At 69.8% G+C, this 19,777-nt stretch carries 19 protein-coding genes; 9 read left to right on the forward strand and 10 right to left on the reverse strand.

The annotated features are described in order from the left end of the window. Window positions 1–12: 12 nt before the first annotated feature. The 5 genes from A8G15_RS30350 to A8G15_RS00345 all read right to left on the reverse strand — a co-directional run bounded on the left by A8G15_RS30350 (window position 13) and on the right by A8G15_RS00345 (window position 3,174). Complete coding sequence (locus tag A8G15_RS30350) at window positions 13–171, reverse strand: hypothetical protein (protein WP_156665214.1); 159 nt, start codon at window positions 169–171, stop codon at window positions 13–15. A 62-nt stretch (window positions 172–233) separates the two neighbouring features. Further along, window positions 234–977, reverse strand: a complete 744-nt coding sequence (locus tag A8G15_RS00330; protein WP_068154222.1) for an MBL fold metallo-hydrolase — start codon at window positions 975–977, stop codon at window positions 234–236. A gap of 87 nt (window positions 978–1,064) precedes the next feature. Further along, complete coding sequence (locus A8G15_RS00335) at window positions 1,065–1,580, reverse strand: DUF1360 domain-containing protein (protein WP_068154223.1); 516 nt, start codon at window positions 1,578–1,580, stop codon at window positions 1,065–1,067. A gap of 98 nt (window positions 1,581–1,678) precedes the next feature. After that, window positions 1,679–2,215: a pyridoxamine 5'-phosphate oxidase family protein gene (locus tag A8G15_RS00340; protein ID WP_068154225.1), complete on the reverse strand. Its 537-nt coding sequence runs from the start codon at window positions 2,213–2,215 to the stop codon at window positions 1,679–1,681. Window positions 2,216–2,235: 20 nt separating this feature from the next. Further along, window positions 2,236–3,174 (reverse strand): hypothetical protein, encoded by a 939-nt coding sequence (locus A8G15_RS00345; RefSeq protein WP_068154227.1) that lies wholly within the window; start codon window positions 3,172–3,174, stop codon window positions 2,236–2,238. Between the two features lie 128 nt (window positions 3,175–3,302). Here A8G15_RS00345 and A8G15_RS00350 point away from each other — a divergent pair, with 128 nt between their 5' ends. The 3 genes from A8G15_RS00350 to A8G15_RS00360 are packed head-to-tail and all read left to right on the forward strand — an operon-like array spanning window position 3,303 to window position 6,828. Further along, a complete protein-coding gene (locus tag A8G15_RS00350; RefSeq protein WP_068154451.1) occupies window positions 3,303–4,847 on the forward strand; it encodes an AMP-binding protein in 1,545 nt (514 codons plus the stop codon). Further along, entirely contained in the window at window positions 4,844–6,220 is a 1,377-nt protein-coding gene (locus A8G15_RS00355) for an FAD-binding oxidoreductase (RefSeq protein ID WP_068154229.1), read from the forward strand. Before A8G15_RS00350 ends, A8G15_RS00355 begins: the two co-directional genes overlap by 4 nt. Window positions 6,221–6,264: 44 nt before the next feature. Further along, window positions 6,265–6,828: a hypothetical protein gene (locus tag A8G15_RS00360; RefSeq protein WP_068154231.1), complete on the forward strand. Its 564-nt coding sequence runs from the start codon at window positions 6,265–6,267 to the stop codon at window positions 6,826–6,828. Window positions 6,829–7,145: 317 nt separating this feature from the next. Here A8G15_RS00360 and A8G15_RS00365 read toward each other — a convergent pair whose 3' ends face one another. Then, window positions 7,146–7,607 (reverse strand): DUF4383 domain-containing protein, encoded by a 462-nt coding sequence (locus A8G15_RS00365; RefSeq protein ID WP_068154232.1) that lies wholly within the window; start codon window positions 7,605–7,607, stop codon window positions 7,146–7,148. Between the two features lie 153 nt (window positions 7,608–7,760). Here A8G15_RS00365 and A8G15_RS00370 point away from each other — a divergent pair, with 153 nt between their 5' ends. Further along, a complete protein-coding gene (locus tag A8G15_RS00370) occupies window positions 7,761–12,302 on the forward strand; it encodes an ATP-dependent helicase (protein ID WP_068154453.1) in 4,542 nt (1,513 codons plus the stop codon). A 1-nt stretch (window position 12,303) separates the two neighbouring features. Then, window positions 12,304–13,089, forward strand: coding sequence for a DNA-formamidopyrimidine glycosylase family protein (locus A8G15_RS00375; protein WP_068154233.1), 786 nt, complete (start codon window positions 12,304–12,306; stop codon window positions 13,087–13,089). Between the two features lie 45 nt (window positions 13,090–13,134). Here A8G15_RS00375 and A8G15_RS00380 read toward each other — a convergent pair whose 3' ends face one another. Next, window positions 13,135–13,392, reverse strand: coding sequence for a DUF7218 family protein (locus A8G15_RS00380; RefSeq protein ID WP_068154234.1), 258 nt, complete (start codon window positions 13,390–13,392; stop codon window positions 13,135–13,137). A 72-nt stretch (window positions 13,393–13,464) separates the two neighbouring features. After that, entirely contained in the window at window positions 13,465–13,980 is a 516-nt protein-coding gene (locus A8G15_RS00385) for a TetR/AcrR family transcriptional regulator (protein ID WP_068154236.1), read from the reverse strand. Window positions 13,981–14,104: 124 nt separating this feature from the next. Between A8G15_RS00385 and A8G15_RS32420 the strand changes: the two genes are divergently transcribed. Genes A8G15_RS32420 through A8G15_RS00400 form a run of 3 tightly spaced genes read left to right on the forward strand, consistent with a single transcriptional unit; the run spans window position 14,105 to window position 15,113 of the window. Further along, on the forward strand, window positions 14,105–14,287 hold the full coding sequence (locus A8G15_RS32420; protein WP_068154238.1) for a hypothetical protein: 183 nt from the start codon (window positions 14,105–14,107) through the stop codon (window positions 14,285–14,287). Next, window positions 14,280–14,546: a hypothetical protein gene (locus A8G15_RS00395; protein ID WP_068154239.1), complete on the forward strand. Its 267-nt coding sequence runs from the start codon at window positions 14,280–14,282 to the stop codon at window positions 14,544–14,546. Before A8G15_RS32420 ends, A8G15_RS00395 begins: the two co-directional genes overlap by 8 nt. A 30-nt stretch (window positions 14,547–14,576) precedes the next feature. Further along, window positions 14,577–15,113: a hypothetical protein gene (locus A8G15_RS00400; RefSeq protein ID WP_068154241.1), complete on the forward strand. Its 537-nt coding sequence runs from the start codon at window positions 14,577–14,579 to the stop codon at window positions 15,111–15,113. A 97-nt stretch (window positions 15,114–15,210) separates the two neighbouring features. Here the strand turns inward: A8G15_RS00400 and glpD are convergent, their stop codons facing one another. Further along, a complete protein-coding gene (glpD, locus tag A8G15_RS00405) occupies window positions 15,211–16,944 on the reverse strand; it encodes a glycerol-3-phosphate dehydrogenase (protein ID WP_068154455.1) in 1,734 nt (577 codons plus the stop codon). Between the two features lie 106 nt (window positions 16,945–17,050). On the opposite strand from glpD, the gene glpK reads away from it, so the two are divergent. Continuing rightward, window positions 17,051–18,565, forward strand: coding sequence for a glycerol kinase GlpK (glpK, locus tag A8G15_RS00410; RefSeq protein WP_068154243.1), 1,515 nt, complete (start codon window positions 17,051–17,053; stop codon window positions 18,563–18,565). Here the strand turns inward: glpK and A8G15_RS00415 are convergent. Beyond that, window positions 18,550–19,755 (reverse strand): aminotransferase-like domain-containing protein, encoded by a 1,206-nt coding sequence (locus A8G15_RS00415; protein WP_068154244.1) that lies wholly within the window; start codon window positions 19,753–19,755, stop codon window positions 18,550–18,552. The two genes, glpK and A8G15_RS00415, sit on opposite strands and share 16 nt — an antisense overlap. Between the last annotated feature and the right edge of the window lie 22 nt (window positions 19,756–19,777).

Genomic DNA, 19,777 nt, shown 5'->3' on the forward strand with positions numbered 1-19,777 from the left:
GGATCTCCGGTACTAGGTGGCCCGGGGGCGGTCCCGGAACATGGCTTCGATGCGGGCCTTGATCTCGGCCGTGCTGAAACCGCTTCCGGATCCCACCGTCCGCCGCGGCTCCGGATCCGGTCCCGCCGCCTCGTTCGGTCCCAGGTCTTGTGCACCTGTCGTCGTAGTCATCTCTCGCAGAACCCTTCTCGCAACTGTGGTGAACCGATGTCACATCCCTGGAGGCCGGCCGTTCAGTGCTCGCCACGGTCGACGGCCAGGCGCACCGCTTCCTCCGCCCCCGCCGTCCACGGCGGTCCGTGGCCGGGCAGGACGGTGCCGGCGCCGGTCGCGGCCACCGCGCTCAGCGACTCGACGGCGAGGTGGGTGTCCTTGGTGGCGGCCGAAGCGACGATCTGCGGTCCCTCGCCCCCGGTGTAGGGGTCGAGGGTGACGAGTGCGTCACCGCTGAACACCACCCCGCGGTCGGCCAGGTGCAGGGCGCAGTGCCCGTCGGTATGGCCGGGCGTGTGCACGGCGACAGGAAGTCCCGGGAACTCCAATGCGATTCCGGTGGAGAGCTTTTCGACTTCACCGACGCCTTTCACCGTGAGTGCGCCTGCTGCCGCCATGCGGGTGAGGATCGGAAGCGACCGGGAATGGGCGAGGGCGTAGAGGGAACGATTGCGTTGGGGCTTGTAGCGGTACGGGTGCGCAGCCAGGCGCTCGTCGCCGGGGTGGACCAGGACGGGCACATGCCACTCGCGCTGCGCCCGGGCGGCGAACCCGACGTGGTCGAAATGGCCATGGGTCAGGACCAGGGCGCGTACCTCGTCCGCCCGCCGCCGACGCCGGGCGAGCACCTCTCCGACCATCGCCCACATGCCGGGCAGTCCCGCGTCGACGAGAGTCACGCCTTCGTCGGCCTCGACGACATAACAGTTGACGTGAGCATGGCTGACCAGGTGGATGCCGTCGGCTACGTCGAGAGTGATCATGGCTCCCCGATCTCTCGTCTGCGAACACTGGTCACCACAAACCGACGACTACCCTTCCCTGCTCCCCCGCAAACCGGGCGGGCGCGGCTAACCGGCGATCTGCTGGGCCTTCGCGTAGGCCAGGTGAAGGACGTCCGCTCCGGTGAGGACGGCGAGGGTGTCCACGCACAGACCGGTCGGTCGCGGAGCGAACACCTGTCCCACGGTCAGGGCGGACACGGCCCAGACATCGAAACAGAACGGGCAGGTCAGCAATTCACCCACGCTGCGCCGGGCTCCCGCCGGGTATTTCGGCGACTCCATCACCTCCCCCGGCCCGCCGTCACCTTCGTGGTCCGTGAACGGGGCACGAAGCGGGCTCGTCACCGCGTCCTTGGTGATCGTGCGCGACAACTTGTGGACCGCAACCGCGGCGAGGAGGAGATCGCGTGTGTTCATTCTCCGCGGGAGATCTCTGCCGGTGACCGCCGACAATACGGCGATCGTCACGACGAGCACCCCGTACAGTGCCAGTACCACAAGATGCCCACCGAGGTTCCGTTCGTCTTCGGGTTCGCCGTCGTGGCTGTCGAGCTTTTGTTCGAGTTCGGACGTGAGAATCATCGATGGTCTCTTCGCTCGCCCGTGGACCCGGGTAGCCCGTCCTCCACGGGTTCACACATCCGGCGTCCCGGAGGACCGGTTCCGCCGCGACCCCGCGTTCAGGACCGTCGCAGCAACTCCGCGCTCAGCGGTTCGATCTCGAACACCGTCCCCGCCGACTGTCCGTAGTACCGCATCCGCAGCCGCCACAGGCGCAGGTGCGCCAATTCCGAGCGCCGGACGGCGAGGCAGTACTCGCGGCCGAGCAGCGCCAGCGCCCGCAGGGACGGGGTTCCGGGGCGCACCGTGGCGCGTCCTCGCACCCTCAGGACGTGTTCGGAGGGATCCGCGCCCTCCGCATCGAGCAACACGACGACGTCGGGATCGGCCGCGGCGTTTCGGGCGGCGACGGTGTCCCGTCCGGTACCCAGCCACAGCCTGCCCGGTCGTGGACGACCCAGAGCGGTGTCATGGCGGGACGCCCCTTCGGCGGGGGATCCGGACTCGAGTCCCACCTGCAGCACGGTGCCTGCGGCAACGACACGCACCGGCAGCGCGTCGATGCGGCCCTCGTGGTCGAATGCGACGGCCGCGCGGCCGTGGGCCGGCAACTCCGCGAGGAGCCGGTCGGGGTCGACTCTCCGAGTGACGCCCATGTCGTTCGAGGGTGGCGGCTCTACCCGCGGCGGTCGTCGGTTCGACGATCCCGACGGATCCGGATGGGCTCCGCCGGCTCGACGGGTTCGTTGCCCGGTAACGGGGATTCCCCGCGATTCTCACGCACCCGGGACACCGACTCGACACCGGCGAACTCGTCGGCGCCCCGGCGTGCCGGGGTTTCCTCGTAGAGCTCGAACCACGGGTAGCCCCGCTTGGTGTACTCCTGCGCGGTGACAGGTTCGGTCGGGGGCTTCTCGCCGGTGAGCGTCTCCCATCGGTCACTGTTGACCAGTTCGACGAGAACCGCGGAGTGATGGTCGAGGTCCCACGCCTCGTGCTCCTCGACGGGCGGCGCCACCCCTTGCTCGATCGCGCCGCCGGCGCCGAGCCCCATCGACGGCGACGAAGCCGGCGCACCGAATGCCCTCATCGGCCGCTGCGCGTCGAACTTCTTGCGTTCCTCCCAGATCCGCCCGCGGATCGGGTACGCAGCGATCCGCACCCCACCGACGGCGACGCCGGCTGCGAGTTGCTCCTCGACCGTGTAGCCGGACCCGAGCGGAGCGGCCACGAATTGCCGGACCTTGTCCGAGGCGACATGGAATCCGTCGAGCCACGGCTGTTCCGGCACCTCGAAATAGTCTTCCCGTTCGAAATCGGGCTTCTCCGACCATGTTCCACCGGTCACCGCATCGACATTCCCGACACCGACCTTGACGAGGAACGGGTAGCGGCCGTCGAACTTGATCCAGCATGCCTCGGACTGCCACATCGGCAGTACCACCACGTCGCCCACGACTCGCAGCGGGAATCGGCCGAGGCTCGGCGGCAGCGGATAGGTGGTGCCGTCGTCCGGGACACGGACCGTGCGGTGGAACGTGACGGAAAGTTCGGCGTCGGTGTGCACCTCGGGGAACTCGAAGTACAGCCTGTCCCGATCGATACTGAGAGCCATCTCGTTCCTCCCACTCGACCTGCCGTGTGTCGGCGAGCCTACGCCCGGCCGGGTGCGTCGGGGGGCTCCCGCGGCACCACGATCCCTCGCACTGTGGCGTAGAACACATCATGTGGTAGACCATGGGCATGTACCCCGGGAATTTCGTGTCCGCCACCCCCGACAAGCCGGCGATCGTGCGGCCCGCGACCGGAGAGTCGCTGACCTATCGGCAGCTCGACGAGAATTCGCTGCGATTCGCGAAGTACCTCCGCGACCTCGGCCTCGAGCGGGGCGACCACCTCGCGCTGATCTCCAACAACGACCTGCGGGTGATGGAGGTGTACTGGGCCGCGCTGCGCAGCGGCCTGTACATCACCGTCGTGAACCGGCATCTGACCGCCGCCGAGGCCGCCTACGTGGTGAACGACTGCGGTGCGAAGGTGCTCGTCGCCTCCGCAGAGGCCGCCCAGGCCGTCGATCTCGCTCCGGATGCGTACCCGGCCGTGACCCATCGCGTCGCGTTCGGTGGTGAGCTCCCCGGTTTCGACGACTACGCGCAGGCTCTCGCCCGGTTCGACACCACACCGCTCGACGATCAGCCCCGCGGCCAGGACATGCTCTATTCGTCCGGCACCACCGGGCGCCCCAAGGGCATCAAGCCGAAACTACCCGACGGACAGGTCCAGGACATCCCCGATCCCTACACGGCGGTGTTCACGCCGATGTACGGGTTCGACGCCGAGACCGTCTACCTGTGCCCGGCGCCGCTGTATCACGCTGCGCCGCTGCGTTTCTGCGGGACGATCCAGTCGAACGGCGGCACCGTCATCCTCATGGACCGGTTCGACGCCGAGGAGTCGCTGGCGCTGATCGACCGCTACCGGGTGACCGCGAGCCAGTGGGTGCCGACGATGTTCGTGCGGATGCTCAAACTCCCCGAGGACGTTCGCGCGAAGTACGACGTGTCCAGTATGAAGGTCGCGATCCATGCCGCGGCCCCGTGCCCGCCGGAGATCAAACGCGCCATGATCGAGTGGTGGGGCCCGGTGATCAACGAGTACTACGCGTCGACGGAGGGTTCCGGCGCCACGTTCATCGACTCCGCCCAGGCCCTCGCCCATCCCGGTTCGGTGGGTCACGACGGTGTCATGGGGCTCGTGCGCATCTGCGACGACGCGGGCGAGGAACTGCCCACCGGCGCGATCGGCACCGTGTGGTGGGAGCGCGACGAACGGCCGTTCGAGTACCACAACGATCCGCAGAAGACCGAGGAGGCAACGCATCCCGTGCATCCGACGTGGACGACGAGCGGCGACATCGGATATCTCGACGAGGAGCGGTTCCTGTATCTCACCGACCGGGCCGCGTTCACGATCATCTCGGGCGGCGTGAACATCTACCCGCAGGAATCGGAGAACGTGCTCACGTTGCATCCGAAGGTGTACGACGTCGCGGTGATCGGCGTGCCGAACGAGGAGATGGGCGAGGAGGTCAAAGCCGTGGTCCAGCTCGCCGACGGTATCGAACCGAGTCCGGAGGTCGAGCAGGAACTGCTCGACTACGTGCGTGAACGGGTCTCCCGGTTCAAGGCGCCGCGCAGCATCGACTTCTCCGACGATCTGCCGCGCACCCCGACCGGCAAGCTCGTCAAGCACAAGCTGCGGGCCCGCTACCTGACGCCGGCACCATGAGCGCGCCGGGCACACCCGATCTGGAAGCGCTGGCCCGGCTGCTGCCGGAGGGGGCACTCGTCACCGACCCCGGCATCCTCGCCGGGTACCGGCAGGACCGGGCCATGGACCCGGCGGCTTCGGTGCCGCTCGCGGTGGTGCGGGCACGCACCACCGCGGACGTGTCGGCCACCCTGAAATGGGCTGATACACATCGGGTTCCGGTGGTTCCGCGCGGGGCGGGCACGAGCCTGTCCGGTGGCGCAGGTGGCCTCGCCGGCGGGATCGTGCTCAGTACCGAGAAGATGCGCGGAATCACCGTCGACCCGGTGACCCGCACCGCCGTCGCCCAGCCGGGGTTGCTGAACGCGGAGGTCAAGCAGGCTGCGTCGGACCACGGGCTGTGGTATCCGCCGGACCCGTCGTCGTTCGAGATCTGCACGATCGGTGGCAATGCCGCCACCAACGCGGGCGGTCTGTGTTGCGTGAAATACGGCGTCACGACCGACTACGTGCTCGGACTCGAGGTGGTGCTCGCCGACGGCACCGTCGTGCGGCTCGGCGGCCCGCGCCTGAAGGACGTGGCCGGACTGTCGCTGACGAAACTGTTCGTCGGGAGCGAGGGCACGCTCGGGATCATCACCGAGGTGACCTTGCGGCTCCTGCCGCCGCAGCCGCCGGCATCGACGATGGTCGCGACGTTCTCGTCCGTGCAGGCCGCCGCCGATGCGGTCCTGACGATCACCGGGACGCTGCGCCCGGCGATGCTCGAGTTCATGGACCGCGCATCCATCAATGCCGTGGAGGACGCACTGCACATGGGACTGGACCGCACGACGCAGGCGATGCTCATCGCGCGGTCCGACGCGCCGGGCGCCGCTGCCGCCGAGGAGATCGCGACGATGGTGCGGGCGTGCCGCGATGCGGGTGCCGACGAGGTGTTCGACACCGACGATCCCGACGAGGGTGAGGCGTTCGCGGCGGCTCGGCGGATGGCGATTCCCGCCGTCGAACGCACCGGCAGTCTCCTGCTCGAGGACGTCGGTGTTCCGTTGCCGTCCCTTCCCGCACTGGTCGGGGGCATCGAGAAGATCGCCGAACGGAACGCGGTGACGGTCGCTGTCATCGCGCATGCCGGCGACGGGAACACCCACCCGCTGATCGTCTTCGACCCGGCCGACGGGGACATGGCGGCCCGCGCACACGTCGCCTTCGGCCAGATCATGGATCTGGCGATCGGTCTCGGCGGCACCATCACCGGCGAGCACGGGGTGGGCCGGCTGAAGAAGGCGTGGCTGCCCGACCAGGTCGGCCCCGACGTCATGGAACTCACGCGACGCGTCAAGGCCGCCCTGGACCCGAACACGATCCTCAATCCGGGCGTTCTGTTCTGACCTGCGATCGAGTACCGTGACGTCGTGCAAGAGGACCCCGACGAGTGACCGGACAGACGAGACCTGCCGCAGCCGGCCTTCCGCTGCGCGACACCCGGTATCGGGAACTGGAGACGTACCCGGAGTTCGGGGCGGTCACCGAGTGGCTGCGCGACTACGTGCAGTCCTCGGTGCCGAACCCGAAGATGGGTGAACGCGAGTACTGGGCGGTGGTGTGCCTGCCGTTCACCGCCGAGACCGACACCGCGCAACGCCTGTGCAGCGTCCACGTCGGCGCGTACGAGACGGCAAGCCTGTACGTCGAGACGACACCGGTGGGGCAGCGCCGGATCGGCGGATTCGTCACCGTCGACACCGATGTGCTCGAACGCGAGGCCGACGCCGACATCGCGACGCTCGAAGCGGACAATCCCGGTCTGCGCTTCCGTGTTCAGCAGACGAGAACGACCGTGTGGTGGACGGATTCGGCCGGCGTCCGAGAGCGTTTCGATGCACTGCCGTGGCGGCAGGCGGCACTGCACCTCGTCACCGAGGTGATGCGACAGGGCAAGTGCCTCGAAGCGTCGAACCACAGCGCGCAGCTCGCCGGATTCGCTCGGGCCGACTGATTTCCGATCTGCCGGCTCCGCCCGATCAGGTTTCGGTCGTCGTCGTTGCGCACTCGCGCGTCACCCGAATGTGGGAACCTCGGTCCCGGGAACGGTAGGCGATCCGTCCGAGCAGCGCCGACTGCCATGACACCGTCGCGGATCCGGAGCGTGTCCTCGCCGACGAACGCGTCGGCGAGGGTGAGCGTGGACCAACACCGCGCTGCGGTTGGACGATCCCCGCGCCGCGGAGACGGCACGGTCGATCGTCGATCGGATCGTGGGCGCCGAGCGCGCCTGACGGACCGCGCGGTTCGGGAGAAGCGACCCCGGGGACCTCAGGGCGTCACGGGCCCGGCTCCCCGCGCCCGGCGTGGCTCGAGCACCAGACCGAGCACGATCATGACGACCGCCAGCCCGAGGTGCAGCCAGTTGTCCGCCGTGTTCACGGGGACGAAGTTCGCCGCGCTGTCCAGGTCGATCAGCAGCCCGTAGAGCCACAGCACGGCGTAGATCACGCCGCCGACGACGAGGAACGCCCGGGCGGAGGCGACGGTACGGGCCATCGCGATCCCGGCCACGCCGAACAACAGGTGCACTATGTTGTGCAGGACCGATACGTTGAACACCCCCAGCAGCATCGCTTCGGAGTGATGACCGGCGAAGGTCATGGTGTCGTAGTCGACGGTGATACCGGGGATGAACCCCAGGACTCCGACGAGGAGGAACAGCGCACCCACCGCCAGGGCTGCGATCTGCACCGGAGTTCGCGTAGCGCTTCGTGTCGTGTGCTCGGCCATGGCCGTTCCCTTCTGTGGGACCCACCGACCTGTGGGTTCCGGACGCCTACCCCGGGGACGGACCGCACAAACATCGGACGTCCGGCCGGGCCGGACCGGGTGTACCTGCGCGGTTCCGTCGTCGCTGTCGGACCCCGGGTGCACCATGGACGGGTGACCGACGTCCTCGACCGCTTCTCCGCACCCACCCGCGAATGGTTCGCGGGTGCGTTCGCCGCGCCCACCCCGGCCCAGCTCGGCGCGTGGGAGGCGATCTCGTCGGGTCTGCACACGCTGGTCGTCGCACCGACGGGATCCGGCAAGACGCTCTCGGCGTTCCTGTGGTCGCTCGACCGGCTGGCGGCCGAGCCGCGCGACGCCGGCACCACCCGGGTCCTGTACGTCTCGCCGCTCAAGGCGCTGGCCGTCGACGTCGAACGGAACCTGCGTTCGCCGCTGGTCGGGATCACCCAGACCGCGAAACGGCTCGGCCTCGACCCTCCGGAGATCACCGTCGGGGTGCGCTCGGGCGACACCTCCCCTGCCGACCGGCGCAAGCTCGTCCAGAAGCCACCGGACATCCTCATCACCACACCCGAGTCGCTGTTCCTCATGCTCACCTCGGCCGCCCGCAGCACCCTCGCCGGCGTCGAAACCGTGATCGTCGACGAGGTGCACGCGGTCGCCGGAACCAAACGTGGTGCGCACCTCGCGGTTTCCCTCGAGCGCCTGGATCTGCTGCTTCCGCGACCGGCGCAGCGGATCGGTCTGTCCGCGACGGTCCGCCCGCACGAGGAGGTCGGCCGGTTCCTCACCGGCCCCGCCCCGATCCGGATCGTCGCACCGCCCGCATCCAAGACGTGGGACCTCTCGGTCCGCGTCCCCGTCGAGGACATGACCGAGCTGGGCGTCGCGGCACCGGATCCCGGTTCGACGGGCGAGGATTCGTTCTCCCCCACCCCGCAGGCCGGGTCGATCTGGCCGCACGTCGAAGAACAACTCGTCGATCTCATCACCGCGCACCGGTCGACGATCGTGTTCGCCAACTCCCGCCGCCTCGCCGAACGGCTGACGGCACGGCTCAACGAGATCCACGCCGAACGCACCGGCGTCACGGTCGACCGGGAACCACGACCACCCGCGCTGATCGGCGCTCCCACCGAGGTGAACTACGGCGCCGAACCGCTGCTGGCCCGCGCCCACCACGGATCGGTGAGCAAGGACCAGCGCGCCCTGATCGAGGACGATCTGAAATCGGGCCGGCTCGCGTGTGTCGTCGCGACGTCGAGCCTCGAACTCGGCATCGACATGGGCGCGGTCGACCTCGTGATCCAGGTGGAGGCACCACCGTCGGTGGCCAGCGGCCTGCAACGCGTCGGCCGGGCCGGCCACCAGGTCGGCGAGGTCTCGCGCGGCGTCCTGTTCCCCAAGCACCGCACCGACCTGATCCACTGCGCGGTCACCGTGGAACGGATGGTCGCGGGGCGGATCGAGGCGCTGCAGGTACCGGCGAACCCACTGGACGTGCTCGCGCAGCAGACCGTCGCGGCGGCAGCGCTCGAACCGATCGACGTCGACGACTGGTTCGACACGGTGCGCCGCACCGGATCGTTCGCGACCCTGCCGCGCTCGGCCTACGAATCCACCCTGGATCTGCTGGCCGGGCGGTACCCCTCGGACGAGTTCGCCGAGCTGCGGCCACGGCTGGTGTGGGACCGCACCGACGGCACCCTCACCGGGCGTCCCGGAGCGCAACGCCTCGCCGTCACCTCCGGTGGGACGATTCCCGACCGTGGACTGTTCACCGTCTACATGGTCGGCGAGAAGGCAACGCGGGTAGGCGAACTCGACGAGGAGATGGTGTACGAGTCGCGGGTGGGCGATGTCTTCGCGCTCGGTGCGACCAGCTGGCGGATCGAGGAAATCACGTTCGACCGCGTGCTGGTCTCCCCCGCCTACGGGCGGCCCGGCCGGTTGCCGTTCTGGCACGGAGACGGGCAGGGCAGACCCGCCGAGCTCGGCGCGGCCCTCGGCGCGTTCGTCCGCGAACTCGGCCACGCCTCGGCCGACGATGCCGAAACCCGCTGCAAGGAGAGCGGACTCGACGACAACGCCACGACGAACCTGATCCGGTTGCTGGACGAGCAGCGCACCGCGACCGGCCACCTGCCCACCGACCGCACCCTCGTGGTCGAACGTTTCCGTGACGAACTCGGAGACTGGCGGCTGGTCCTGCACTCTCCGTTCGGGTTACGGGTGCATGCCCCGTGGGCACTCGCGGTCGGTGCGCGCCTACAGGACCGGTTCGGGGTCGAATCGAACCCGACCGCCTCGGACGACGGCATCATCGTGCGGCTGCCGGACACCGAGGACGATCCGCCGGGCGCCGAGATCTTCGTGTTCGACCGTGACGAAATCGAGGACCTGGTCACCGAGCAGGTGGGCGGGTCGGCGCTGTTCGCGTCCCGCTTCCGCGAGTGCGCGGCCCGGGCGCTGCTCCTGCCGCGCCGCAACCCCGGCAAACGCGCCCCGCTGTGGCAGCAGCGGCAACGATCGGCACAGCTGCTGGACGTGGCGCGCCGCTATCCCTCGTTCCCGATCCTGCTCGAAACCGTCCGCGAATGTCTGCAGGACGTCTACGACCTTCCGGCGCTACGGGATCTGTTCGGCCGCATCGCCCGACGGCAGATCCGCCTGGTCGACGTCGAGACGGCCACCGCATCCCCGTTCGCGAGCTCGTTGCTGTTCGACTACGTCGGCGCCTTCCTCTACGAGGGCGACAGTCCCCTCGCCGAGCGCCGGGCTGCCGCACTGTCGCTGGACTCGTCGCTGCTGGCCGAACTCCTGGGCCGGGTCGAGCTTCGGGAGCTGCTCGACGCCGACGTCATCGCCACCGCCGAACAGGAACTCCAGCGCCTCTCACCGGAGCGGCGAGCCCGCGACGCCGAGGGTGTCGCGGACCTGTTGCGGCTGCTCGGACCGCTGACCGCCGCGGAACTGCGGGAGCGCGCCACCGCCGATCCGGCGGAGTGGGTCGCGGGCCTGACCGCGCAGCACCGGGTCCTGGAGGTGTCGTTCGCGGGCTCCCTGTGGTGGGCCGCGATCGAGGACGCGTCCCGGCTGCGGGATGCGCTCGGTGTGCCGCTGCCGATCGGCGTGCCGACGGCGTTCGTCGAACCGGTCGCCGATCCGCTCGGCGACCTCATCGGCCGGTACGCCCGCACACACGGACCGTTCACCACCGCCGAGGCCGCGGCCCGGTTCGGTCTCGGCGCCGCCGTCGTACAGGACGTCCTGCGTCGTCTCGCCGACGAGAAACGCGTCACGACAGGAGAATTCCGGCCCGGAGCGACCGGATCGGAGTGGTGCGACACCGAGGTGCTGCGCCGGCTGCGCCGCCGATCGCTCGCCGCCGCGCGGCACGAGGTGGAACCGGTCAGCACCGCAACCCTGGGCCGTTTCCTGCCGGCCTGGCACAACATCGGCGGCGGTCTGCGCGGGATCGACGGAGTCGTGGCGGTCGTCGACCAGCTCGCCGGGTTCCCGGTCCCCGCCAGCGCCCTCGAGCCGCTCGTGCTCGCCCCCCGGGTACGGGACTACTCTCCCGCGATGCTCGACGAACTCACCTCGACCGGCGAGGTGCTGTGGTCGGGTGCCGGCTCGATCTCGGGCAAGGACGGATGGGTGTGCCTGCACCCGGCCGACGCGGCCCCCACCACCCTCGCACCGCCCGTCGACATCGAACTCGGCGATACGCATCGGGCGATCCTGGACGCGTTGGCCGGGGGTGGCGGGTTCTTCTTCCGTCAGCTCGCCGATGCGTTGGTCGCGCAGGGAGCCGAGGTCACCGACGCGACCGCCGCGGCGGCACTGTGGGATCTGGTGTGGGCGGGGCACATCGGCGGCGACACCCTCGCCCCGCTCCGCGCCCTGATCGGCGACACCTCCCGCGCGACCCCCGCGCACCGCACCCCGCGCCGGGCACCGCGGTCGCGCATGTACCGGGGGCGTCCGGCCCTGCCGTCGCGGACCGGCCCACCGACGGTAGGCGGACGGTGGTCCCTGTTGCCCGAGCCCGAACCGCAGTCGACAGTTCGCGCCCACGCCACCGCCGAACTGCTGCTGGAACGGTACGGGGTGGTGACACGCGGAGTCGTCGCCGGTGAGTCCGTGCCCGGTGGGTTCGCGTTGATGTACAAGGTGCTCGCGCGTTTCGAGGAATCCGGGCGCTGCCGGCGCGGTTACTTCGTCGACTCGCTCGGCGGTGCACAGTTCTCGACACCCGACGTCGTGGATCGTTTGCGGTCCTACGGCGAATCCCTCGAAGGCCGGCACACCGAGACTCCGAGCGTGACGCTCGCGGCCTGCGATCCCGCGAACCCTTACGGCGCGGCGCTGCCGTGGCCCGCCCCGCGCGCCGACGACACGACACGGCACCGTCCGGGCCGGAAGGCCGGTGGCCTGGTGGCACTCGTCGACGGCAGGCTCGTGCTGTTCGTCGAGCGTGGCGGCCGCACCGTCCTGACGTTCGACGACGATCCCGGTGTCCTGCGGACGGCGTGCGCGTCACTCGCGGCCACCGTCAAGCGCGGAGGCGTCGACAAGATCGTGGTGGAGAAGGTCGACGGGCGGTCGATCCACGGTCACGACTTCGCGGCGCTGCTCGCCGAGGCCGGCTTCTCGGCCACCCCGCGCGGCTACCGGTTGCGGTCCTGACATGCCCGAGGGGGACACCGTGTTCCGGACCGCGGCACGACTGCACGCGGCGTTGTCGGGAAAGACATTGCTACGCTCTGATTTCCGCGTCCCACGCTACGCCACCGTGGACCTGTCCGGCGCACCCGTGACGGACACCGTCGCATGCGGCAAGCACATCCTGACCCGGTTGCCCGAGTACACGGTGCACACCCATCTCATGATGGACGGCGAATGGCACGTGTACGCCCGCGGTGCTCGCTGGCGCAAGCCCGGATTCCGTGCCCGGCTGGTCCTCGAGGCCGCCGACGTACAGGCGGTGGGTTTCGACCTCGGGATCGTCGAGGTGCTTCCCCGCGACCGCGAAGCCGACGCCGTCGGGCATCTGGGACCGGACCTGCTCGGGCCGCTGTGGGACCCGGCCGTGGCCGCCGCCAATCTCGCGCGCGATCCCGCACGGCCGATCGGGCTGGCCCTCCTCGATCAACGGATCCTCGCCGGTATCGGGAACGTGTACCGCAGCGAGCTGTGCTTTTTGCGGGGGGTCCATCCGGCGGCGCCCGTCGCGGACGCCGGCGACCCCGCCGGGTGGGTAGACCTGGCTCACCGCCTGCTCGTCGCGAACCGCGATCGCACGGTGCGCATCACCACCGGCGATCGTCGCCCCGGCCGGAATCTGTGGGTGTACGGGCGGGCCGGAAAGCCGTGCCGGCGCTGCGGAACCACCGTGGTGTCCGGCCACCTGGGGGCATCGACGGACCCGGAGCGGGTGTTCTATCGCTGCCCGGCCTGCCAGCCGGGGCGGTGATTCCGCGGCGCGGCGAACGGCCCGAGCTCAGGGATGCTCCGGGACTCAGTGATCGCGCAGTGCCTCGATGAGCTCGCCCTTGCGCTTCGACGAGTACCCGCTGAGCCCGATCTCCTTGGCCCGCTTCTTCAGTTCCGCGACGGTCCAGTCCTCGTACGAACCGGACTTGCCGCCCTTGCGGCCCACCGAGGACCGGCCCTTGGCCGCGGCCGCGTTCGAGATCCGCGCCGCCTTCTCCTTCGACGCTCCGTCGTCGCGCAGATCCTGGTACAGCTTCTCGTCCTTGATCGACGGGTTCGGCATCGCATTCTCCCTTCGTCGAGGGACGGATACCCACCCTCGATCGGGTCCATGCACGACCCGGCCGCGCGGCCGTCAGCGACCGGCGCTCTCGACCAGTTCGACGCAGTGCCGCACGAGCGTTTCGCGCGGCACGGCGATCGTGCCCTCGAGATAGCCCATGAACAGGCTCGTCAGCGCGCCGACCAGCCCCACCGCGACCATGTGCCGCTTGTCGGGGTCCTCGATGGCGAGCTGTTCGCGGACCAGCGTCACGAATCGGGGTGCGAGTTCGACACCGCTGGTGCCGATCGCCGGCTCGCGCAGCGGTGCCAGCAGCAGCACCCGGCCCATCGCGGGGTCGTCGACCATCAGCTCGACGAACACGCGCACGGCGGCGTCCGCGCGCTTGTTCGCGGGAGCTCCCTCGACCGCGGCGATCAGTGCGCTGCGGGCGCGGGCGCCCACCTCGTCGTAGACGGCGCGGACGAAGGTGTCCCGGTCGCCGAAGCTCTCGTAGAAGTACCGTTCGGTCAATCCGGCGGCGCGGCACACGGCGCGGACGTTGGAGGCCGACCGGTCGACCGCTCCGAGCAGCTGTATTCCTGCCATCAGCAAGGCTTCGCGTCGTACGCGCCGACGCTCCTCGAGGGCGGTCCCCGCCCAGCTTCGGCGCGTTGTCTCCACCGCTCATCCCGTCGTCGACCCCTGCGCCGTCGAATCCTACTCTGACAACATGCGTAGTCAGAACTCGGCGGTGCCCCCGGTGGCCACGCGCGACGTCCTCATTCTGTCGCGTCTCGACCGGCCGCCGTTCCTGAAACGGTGTCCGACACCGCTCTGGCGCATCCTGCGGCCGGCCTCGACCCGCGGATTCCTGTGGCTGACCGTCGGCCTCTACGACCCCGCCCGTGCGTGACCTGCTCGGCCTGTCGTGGTCGCGCCCGGAGCAACGTCTGCACCGGGTGATCGGCCGGGCCATCGGTCTCGGCACCCGGCTCGTGCCGTGGCGGCACCGCTACCGTCCTCGGGCCCGTGCCGGGTGGGACCGGGAGTCCGGACGTATCCGGAGCGGTGCGCCGATCGTGCACACCCCGGCCCGGAACCTGCCGCCGCTCGACCGCCGCGGCTCCCCGGTCCGCTACAGCCCCGAGGAGGTTGCGCGACACAGCCGGTGAAGCGGGCCGCGGCGTGTCACCCTGTTGTGCATGAAGGTCGACGCTCACGCCGTGCTGCACGGGCCCCTCTTTTCGCGGAGCCGGCCCCTCGACCGCAGCAATGCCGCCAGCCGAATCAGCGCCTATATCTACGGCAACATCCTGGTCCTGGCGGCACTCGTGCCGGTGGTGACCGAGCAGAAGTACGTCGGGATCGCGATCGTCCTCGGCACCACGCTGTCGACGTTCGTCGCGCACGTGTTCGCCGAGGCGGTCGGGCACAGCGTGCGAGAAGGTGCACAGCTGACCGCTGCCGAGCGCTGGGCGGAGGTGCGCAACTCGGTGCCGATCCTCAGCTCCGCGGTGATGCCGTGCGCGATCCTGGCCGTCGGGTGGATCGGCTGGCTCGAGCCGCGCACCGCCCAGTTGCTCGCCGAGGTCGCGGTGCTCGTGCGGATCGGCGGCATCGTCCTCGTCATCGGCCGGCTCAACGGCAAACGCCCCGGCAAGGGCTGGCTGACCAGCGCCGCGGTCATCACCCTGGTCGCCGTGACGGTCGTGTTCACCAAGGTCCTGCTGACCCACTGAGGCGTCCCCTCGCCGCACCGCGGACGAGGCGAAGGCGTTCCGGAAGGATCTGCTCACCGAGTTGTAAGCGCGCGGTCGTACGGCGTCGCCCGGACGGTCAGCCCCAGACGGGCACCGGTTCGAGGATCTCCGCGCGGGCCTCCGGTGCCGCCGCACGCAACGCGTCCGCGGACTCGTCGTCGGGACGGCTCTGCGACCGCACCTCCGCGTCGACCCGCGCCCGGTACGTGCTGATCTCCCGTTCCACCGTCACCGCGTCCCAGCCCAGGATCGGAGCGACGAGCCGCGCGACCTGCTCGGCGCAGTGCACCCCGCGGTGCGGGTACTCGATCGCGATCCGGGTGCGCCGCGCCAGCACGTCCTCGAGATGCAGGGCACCTTCCGCCGCGGCCGCGTAGACGACCTCGACCTGAAGGTATTGCGGTGCGTCGGTGAGCGGTTGCAGCAGTTCGGGTTTGCCCTCGGCGTACGCGAGCAGCTCTTCGACGAGCGCGCCGTACCGGTCGAGCAGATGCTTGATCCGATACGGGTGAACCCGGTACTGCTCGGCGAGGTGCATGGTCTGGTTCACGAGCGCGAAGTAGCCGTCCGCGCCCACCAGCGGCACCTTCTCGGTGATGGACGACGCGATGCGCGACGGAATGTCCTCGGCGGCCAGATCGACGGCATCCTCCGCCATCACCCGGTAGGTGGTGTACTTGCCCCCGGCGATCGCCACCAGCCCCGGCGACACCCGCGCGACGGCGTGCTCACGCGACAGTTTCGAGGTCTCGTCGCTCTCCCCCGCGAGCAGCGGGCGCAGACCCGCGTAGACACCGTCGATGTCCTCGTGGGTGAGCGGGGTGACGAGCACCTCGTTGACGTGGTCGAGGATGTAGTCGATGTCGGCCTTCGTCGCCGCGGGGTGCGCGAGGTCGAGATTCCAGTCGGTGTCCGTGGTGCCGATGATCCAGTGGTTGCCCCACGGGATGACGAACAGCACCGACTTCTCGGTGCGCAGGATGATCGCCGAATCGGCGACGATGCGGTCGCGCGGCACCACGATGTGCACGCCCTTCGACGCGCGTACCCGGAACCGGCCGCGCTGCCGGGACAGCGCCTGGATCTCGTCGGTCCACACGCCCGTCGCGTTGATCACCACGTGTGCCTTCACCTCGGTGACGGATCCGTCCTCGGAATCGCGTACCTGCACACCCGAGACCCGGTCCGCCTCGCGGAGGAAACCGACCACCTGCGTCGACGTCCGCACGACCGCGCCGTAGTGCGCCGCGGTCCGCGCCACCGTCATCGTGTGCCGCGCGTCGTCGACGACCGTGTCGAAGTACCGGATCCCGCCGATGAGCGACGACCGCTTGAGGCCCGGCGCCATGCGCAGCGCCCCCGACCGCGTCAGGTGCTTCTGGGCGGGTACGGACTTGGCGCCGCCCATCCGGTCGTAGAGGAAGATCCCAGCGGCCATGTAGGGCCGCTCCCACACGCGGTGTGTGAGCGGGAACAGGAACTCGAGCGGCTTGACCAGGTGCGGGGCGAGGGTCGTCAGCGACAGTTCCCGCTCGCGCAGCGCTTCCCGCACGAGACCGAATTCGAGCTGTTCGAGGTAGCGCAGCCCGCCGTGGAACATCTTCGACGACCGGCTCGAGGTGCCCGACGCGAAATCCCGGGCCTCGACGAGCGCGACCCGGAGCCCACGGGTCGCGGCGTCGAGCGCGGCCCCCGCCCCGACCACACCGCCGCCGATGACGACCACATCGAACTGTTCGGAGCCCAGCCGCTGCCATGCCTCGCGGCGCTGCTCGGGTCCGAGGATCTGCACTCCCGGTTGGTTGCTCACCACGCCACTCCCCGTGCCTCGTCGACGTATCCGGACCCAGGCTAGTAGTTTTCCCCCCGTACCGCTGACCCCGAGCGCAACCACCCACCCTTCGAGCGAGGACGCCGTGAACCAGTACATCGCCGCGATCGACCAGGGCACCACGTCCAGCCGTTGCATCGTCTTCGATCACGACGGCCGGATCGTTTCGGTCGCGCAGACCGAGCACGAACAGATCTTCCCGCGCTCGGGCTGGGTGGAACACGACCCGGAAGTGCTGTGGAGGAACACCCGCGAGGTCGCGGCGCTGGCGCTGGCGAAGGCCGATCTACCACGTGGTGCGGTCGCCGCGATCGGTATCACGAACCAGCGGGAGACGACCGTCGTGTGGGATCGCACCACCGGCAAACCGGTGTACAACGCGATCGTGTGGCAGGACACCCGGACCGACCACCTGATCGGCGACCTGGCCGGCGACGAGGGCGTGGGGCGCTACCGGGATGCGACGGGTCTTCCACTGTCGACGTACTTTTCGGGCCCGAAGGTGCGGTGGATCCTCGACAACGTCGACGGCGCCCGGGAGAAAGCCGAGGCCGGACAGCTCGCGTTCGGCACCGTGGACAGCTGGATCGTGTGGAATCTGACCGGGGGTCTCGGCAACGGTTCGCAGGAACCGGGCGTGCACGTCACCGACGTCACGAATGCCTCGCGCACGATGTTGATGAATCTCGCGACACTGCAGTGGGATCCGCAGATCTGCGCGGACTTCGGGATTCCGATGTCGATGCTGCCGCAGATCCGCAGTTCGTCCGAGGTGTACGGCTACGCGCGTGAACGCGGCCCGCTCGCCGGGGTTCCGGTCGCGGGCATCCTCGGCGACCAGCAGGCCGCGACCTTCGGGCAGGCGTGCCTGTCCCCCGGCGAGGCGAAGAACACCTACGGCACCGGAAACTTCCTGCTGCTCAACACCGGTACCACCCCGGTACACAGCGAACACGGCCTGCTCACGACCGTCTGCTACCGGATCGGCGACGCGCCGGCGGTGTACGCGCTCGAAGGCTCGGTCGCGGTGACCGGCTCCCTCGTGCAGTGGCTGCGCGACAACCTCGGAATCATCCGCAACGCGAGCGAAATCGAGGAACTCGCCGCGACCGTCCCGGACAACGGCGGCGCCTACTTCGTACCGGCGTTCTCCGGGCTGTTCGCGCCGCGCTGGCGTCCCGACGCCCGCGGAGTCATCGCGGGCCTGACCCGGTTCGTCAACAAGGGGCACTTGGCGCGGGCCGCCCTCGAGGCCACCGCATACCAGACCCGCGAGGTCATCGAGGCGATGCGCGCGGATTCCGGGGTCGACCTGAGCACGCTCAAGGTGGACGGCGGCATGGTCGCCAATCGCACCCTGATGCAGTTCCAGGCCGACATTCTCGGCGTGCCCGTGGTGCGTCCGGTGGTCGCGGAGACGACCGCGCTGGGCGCCGCCTACGCGGCCGGCCTCGCCGTCGGATTCTGGGAGGGTGAGGACGACATCCGGCGCAACTGGGCGATGGGTGACACCTGGGAACCCGCCCTCGACGAGACCGAACGCGAGCGGCTCTACGGCGAGTGGAACAAGGCCGTCGAGCGGACCTACGACTGGACCTGAGCCCGCGGGAGGGCGTCCCCGGCGGTCCGCACCGCCGCACCCAGCCGCCGGACGGCCTCGGCCAGCTCCTCCTCCGAGGAGGTCGCGAAACACAGCCGCGCGGAGTGCGAGTGGTCGCCGGCCACCGCGAACGCATCGCCCGGGACGAAGGCAACACCGAGTTCCACTGCGACGGGAAGCAATTCGGCGGCAGGGACCGGGGTCGGCAGCGTCGTCCAGGTGAACATGCCGCCGCGCACCGGCGAGTACGTGATGTCCGGTCCGAATTCGGCGGTCAGGGCGTCGGCCAGCGCGTGCGCGCGGGCGCCGTACGTGCCGCGCAGCGTCGTCAGGTGGGCGTCGAGCCAGTCGGTGTCGGCGAGAACATCGGCGGCGATCCGCTGGGTCAGCGACGATCCGCACAGGTCCGCACCCTGCTTGAGCAGTTCGACGGAAGCGCACACGTCGAGGTCGGCGAGCAGCCATCCGACGCGCAGTGCGGGAGCGATGATCTTCGATGCGCTCGAAAGCCGGATCACCCGGTCGGTGTGGGAGGCGATCGGCGCCGGCGGCGGCGTACCGAACCACAGGTCGCCGTAGGGGTCGTCCTCGACGACGCGGAACCCGTAGCGGTCGGCGAGGGCCGCGAGGTGCGCGCGCCGGGGCGCCGACAGCACCGCGCCGCGCGGGTTGTGGAAGGTGGCGACGGTGTGGACGAGCACCGGCCGCGCACCGCGCACGAGCAGCTCCTCGAGCGCGTCGGTGTCGAGACCGTCGTCGTCGACGGGGACGGAGGCGAGGGTGGCCTCGGCGGCGCGGAACACCTGCAACGCACCGGTGTACGCGGGTTCCTCCACGACGACGAGATCGCCCGGGTCGAGCAGCGCCTGCGCGATCAGGCTCAGTGCCTGCTGCGAGCCGTGCGTGACGACGACCCGGCGCGGATCGACCGCGCGGCCGAGGCGTGCGCTCTCACGGGCGGCGATCACCGAGCGCAGGTCGCCGAGACCGCAGGTCTCGGTGTACTGCGCGGTCGCGGGATCCGTGAGCGCGGATGTCGCGGCCTCGGCGAGCCGTGCGGTGGGCAGCAACTCGGCGGCGGGGAGCCCGCCGGCGAGACTGATGACCTCGGGCCGGGACGTCAGTTCGAGCAGATCTCGGATGGCGGAACTGGTCAGCCCGTCGAGACGGCGGGCTCGGATGCGTGTCATGGCGACTCCACGAGCGGAGGGA

Source organism: Rhodococcus phenolicus (genome assembly GCF_001646785.1).
GTDB classification, from domain to species: Bacteria; Actinomycetota; Actinomycetes; order Mycobacteriales; family Mycobacteriaceae; genus Rhodococcus; species Rhodococcus phenolicus.

Bases quoted from the DNA above. Each gene is read 5' to 3' on its own strand.
- A8G15_RS30350 (WP_156665214.1), bottom strand. From the start codon at position 171: ATGACTACGACGACAGGTGCACAAGACCTGGGACCGAACGAGGCGGCG.
- A8G15_RS00330 (WP_068154222.1), bottom strand. From the start codon at position 977: ATGATCACTCTCGACGTAGCCGACGGCATCCACCTGGTCAGCCATGCT.
- A8G15_RS00335 (WP_068154223.1), bottom strand. From the start codon at position 1,580: ATGATTCTCACGTCCGAACTCGAACAAAAGCTCGACAGCCACGACGGC.
- A8G15_RS00340 (WP_068154225.1), bottom strand. From the start codon at position 2,215: ATGGGCGTCACTCGGAGAGTCGACCCCGACCGGCTCCTCGCGGAGTTG.
- A8G15_RS00345 (WP_068154227.1), bottom strand. From the start codon at position 3,174: ATGGCTCTCAGTATCGATCGGGACAGGCTGTACTTCGAGTTCCCCGAG.
- A8G15_RS00350 (WP_068154451.1), top strand. From the start codon at position 3,303: ATGTACCCCGGGAATTTCGTGTCCGCCACCCCCGACAAGCCGGCGATC.
- A8G15_RS00355 (WP_068154229.1), top strand. From the start codon at position 4,844: ATGAGCGCGCCGGGCACACCCGATCTGGAAGCGCTGGCCCGGCTGCTG.
- A8G15_RS00365 (WP_068154232.1), bottom strand. From the start codon at position 7,607: ATGGCCGAGCACACGACACGAAGCGCTACGCGAACTCCGGTGCAGATC.
- A8G15_RS00375 (WP_068154233.1), top strand. From the start codon at position 12,304: ATGCCCGAGGGGGACACCGTGTTCCGGACCGCGGCACGACTGCACGCG.
- A8G15_RS00380 (WP_068154234.1), bottom strand. From the start codon at position 13,392: ATGCCGAACCCGTCGATCAAGGACGAGAAGCTGTACCAGGATCTGCGC.
- A8G15_RS00385 (WP_068154236.1), bottom strand. From the start codon at position 13,980: ATGGCAGGAATACAGCTGCTCGGAGCGGTCGACCGGTCGGCCTCCAAC.
- A8G15_RS32420 (WP_068154238.1), top strand. From the start codon at position 14,105: ATGCGTAGTCAGAACTCGGCGGTGCCCCCGGTGGCCACGCGCGACGTC.
- A8G15_RS00400 (WP_068154241.1), top strand. From the start codon at position 14,577: ATGAAGGTCGACGCTCACGCCGTGCTGCACGGGCCCCTCTTTTCGCGG.
- A8G15_RS00415 (WP_068154244.1), bottom strand. From the start codon at position 19,755: ATGACACGCATCCGAGCCCGCCGTCTCGACGGGCTGACCAGTTCCGCC.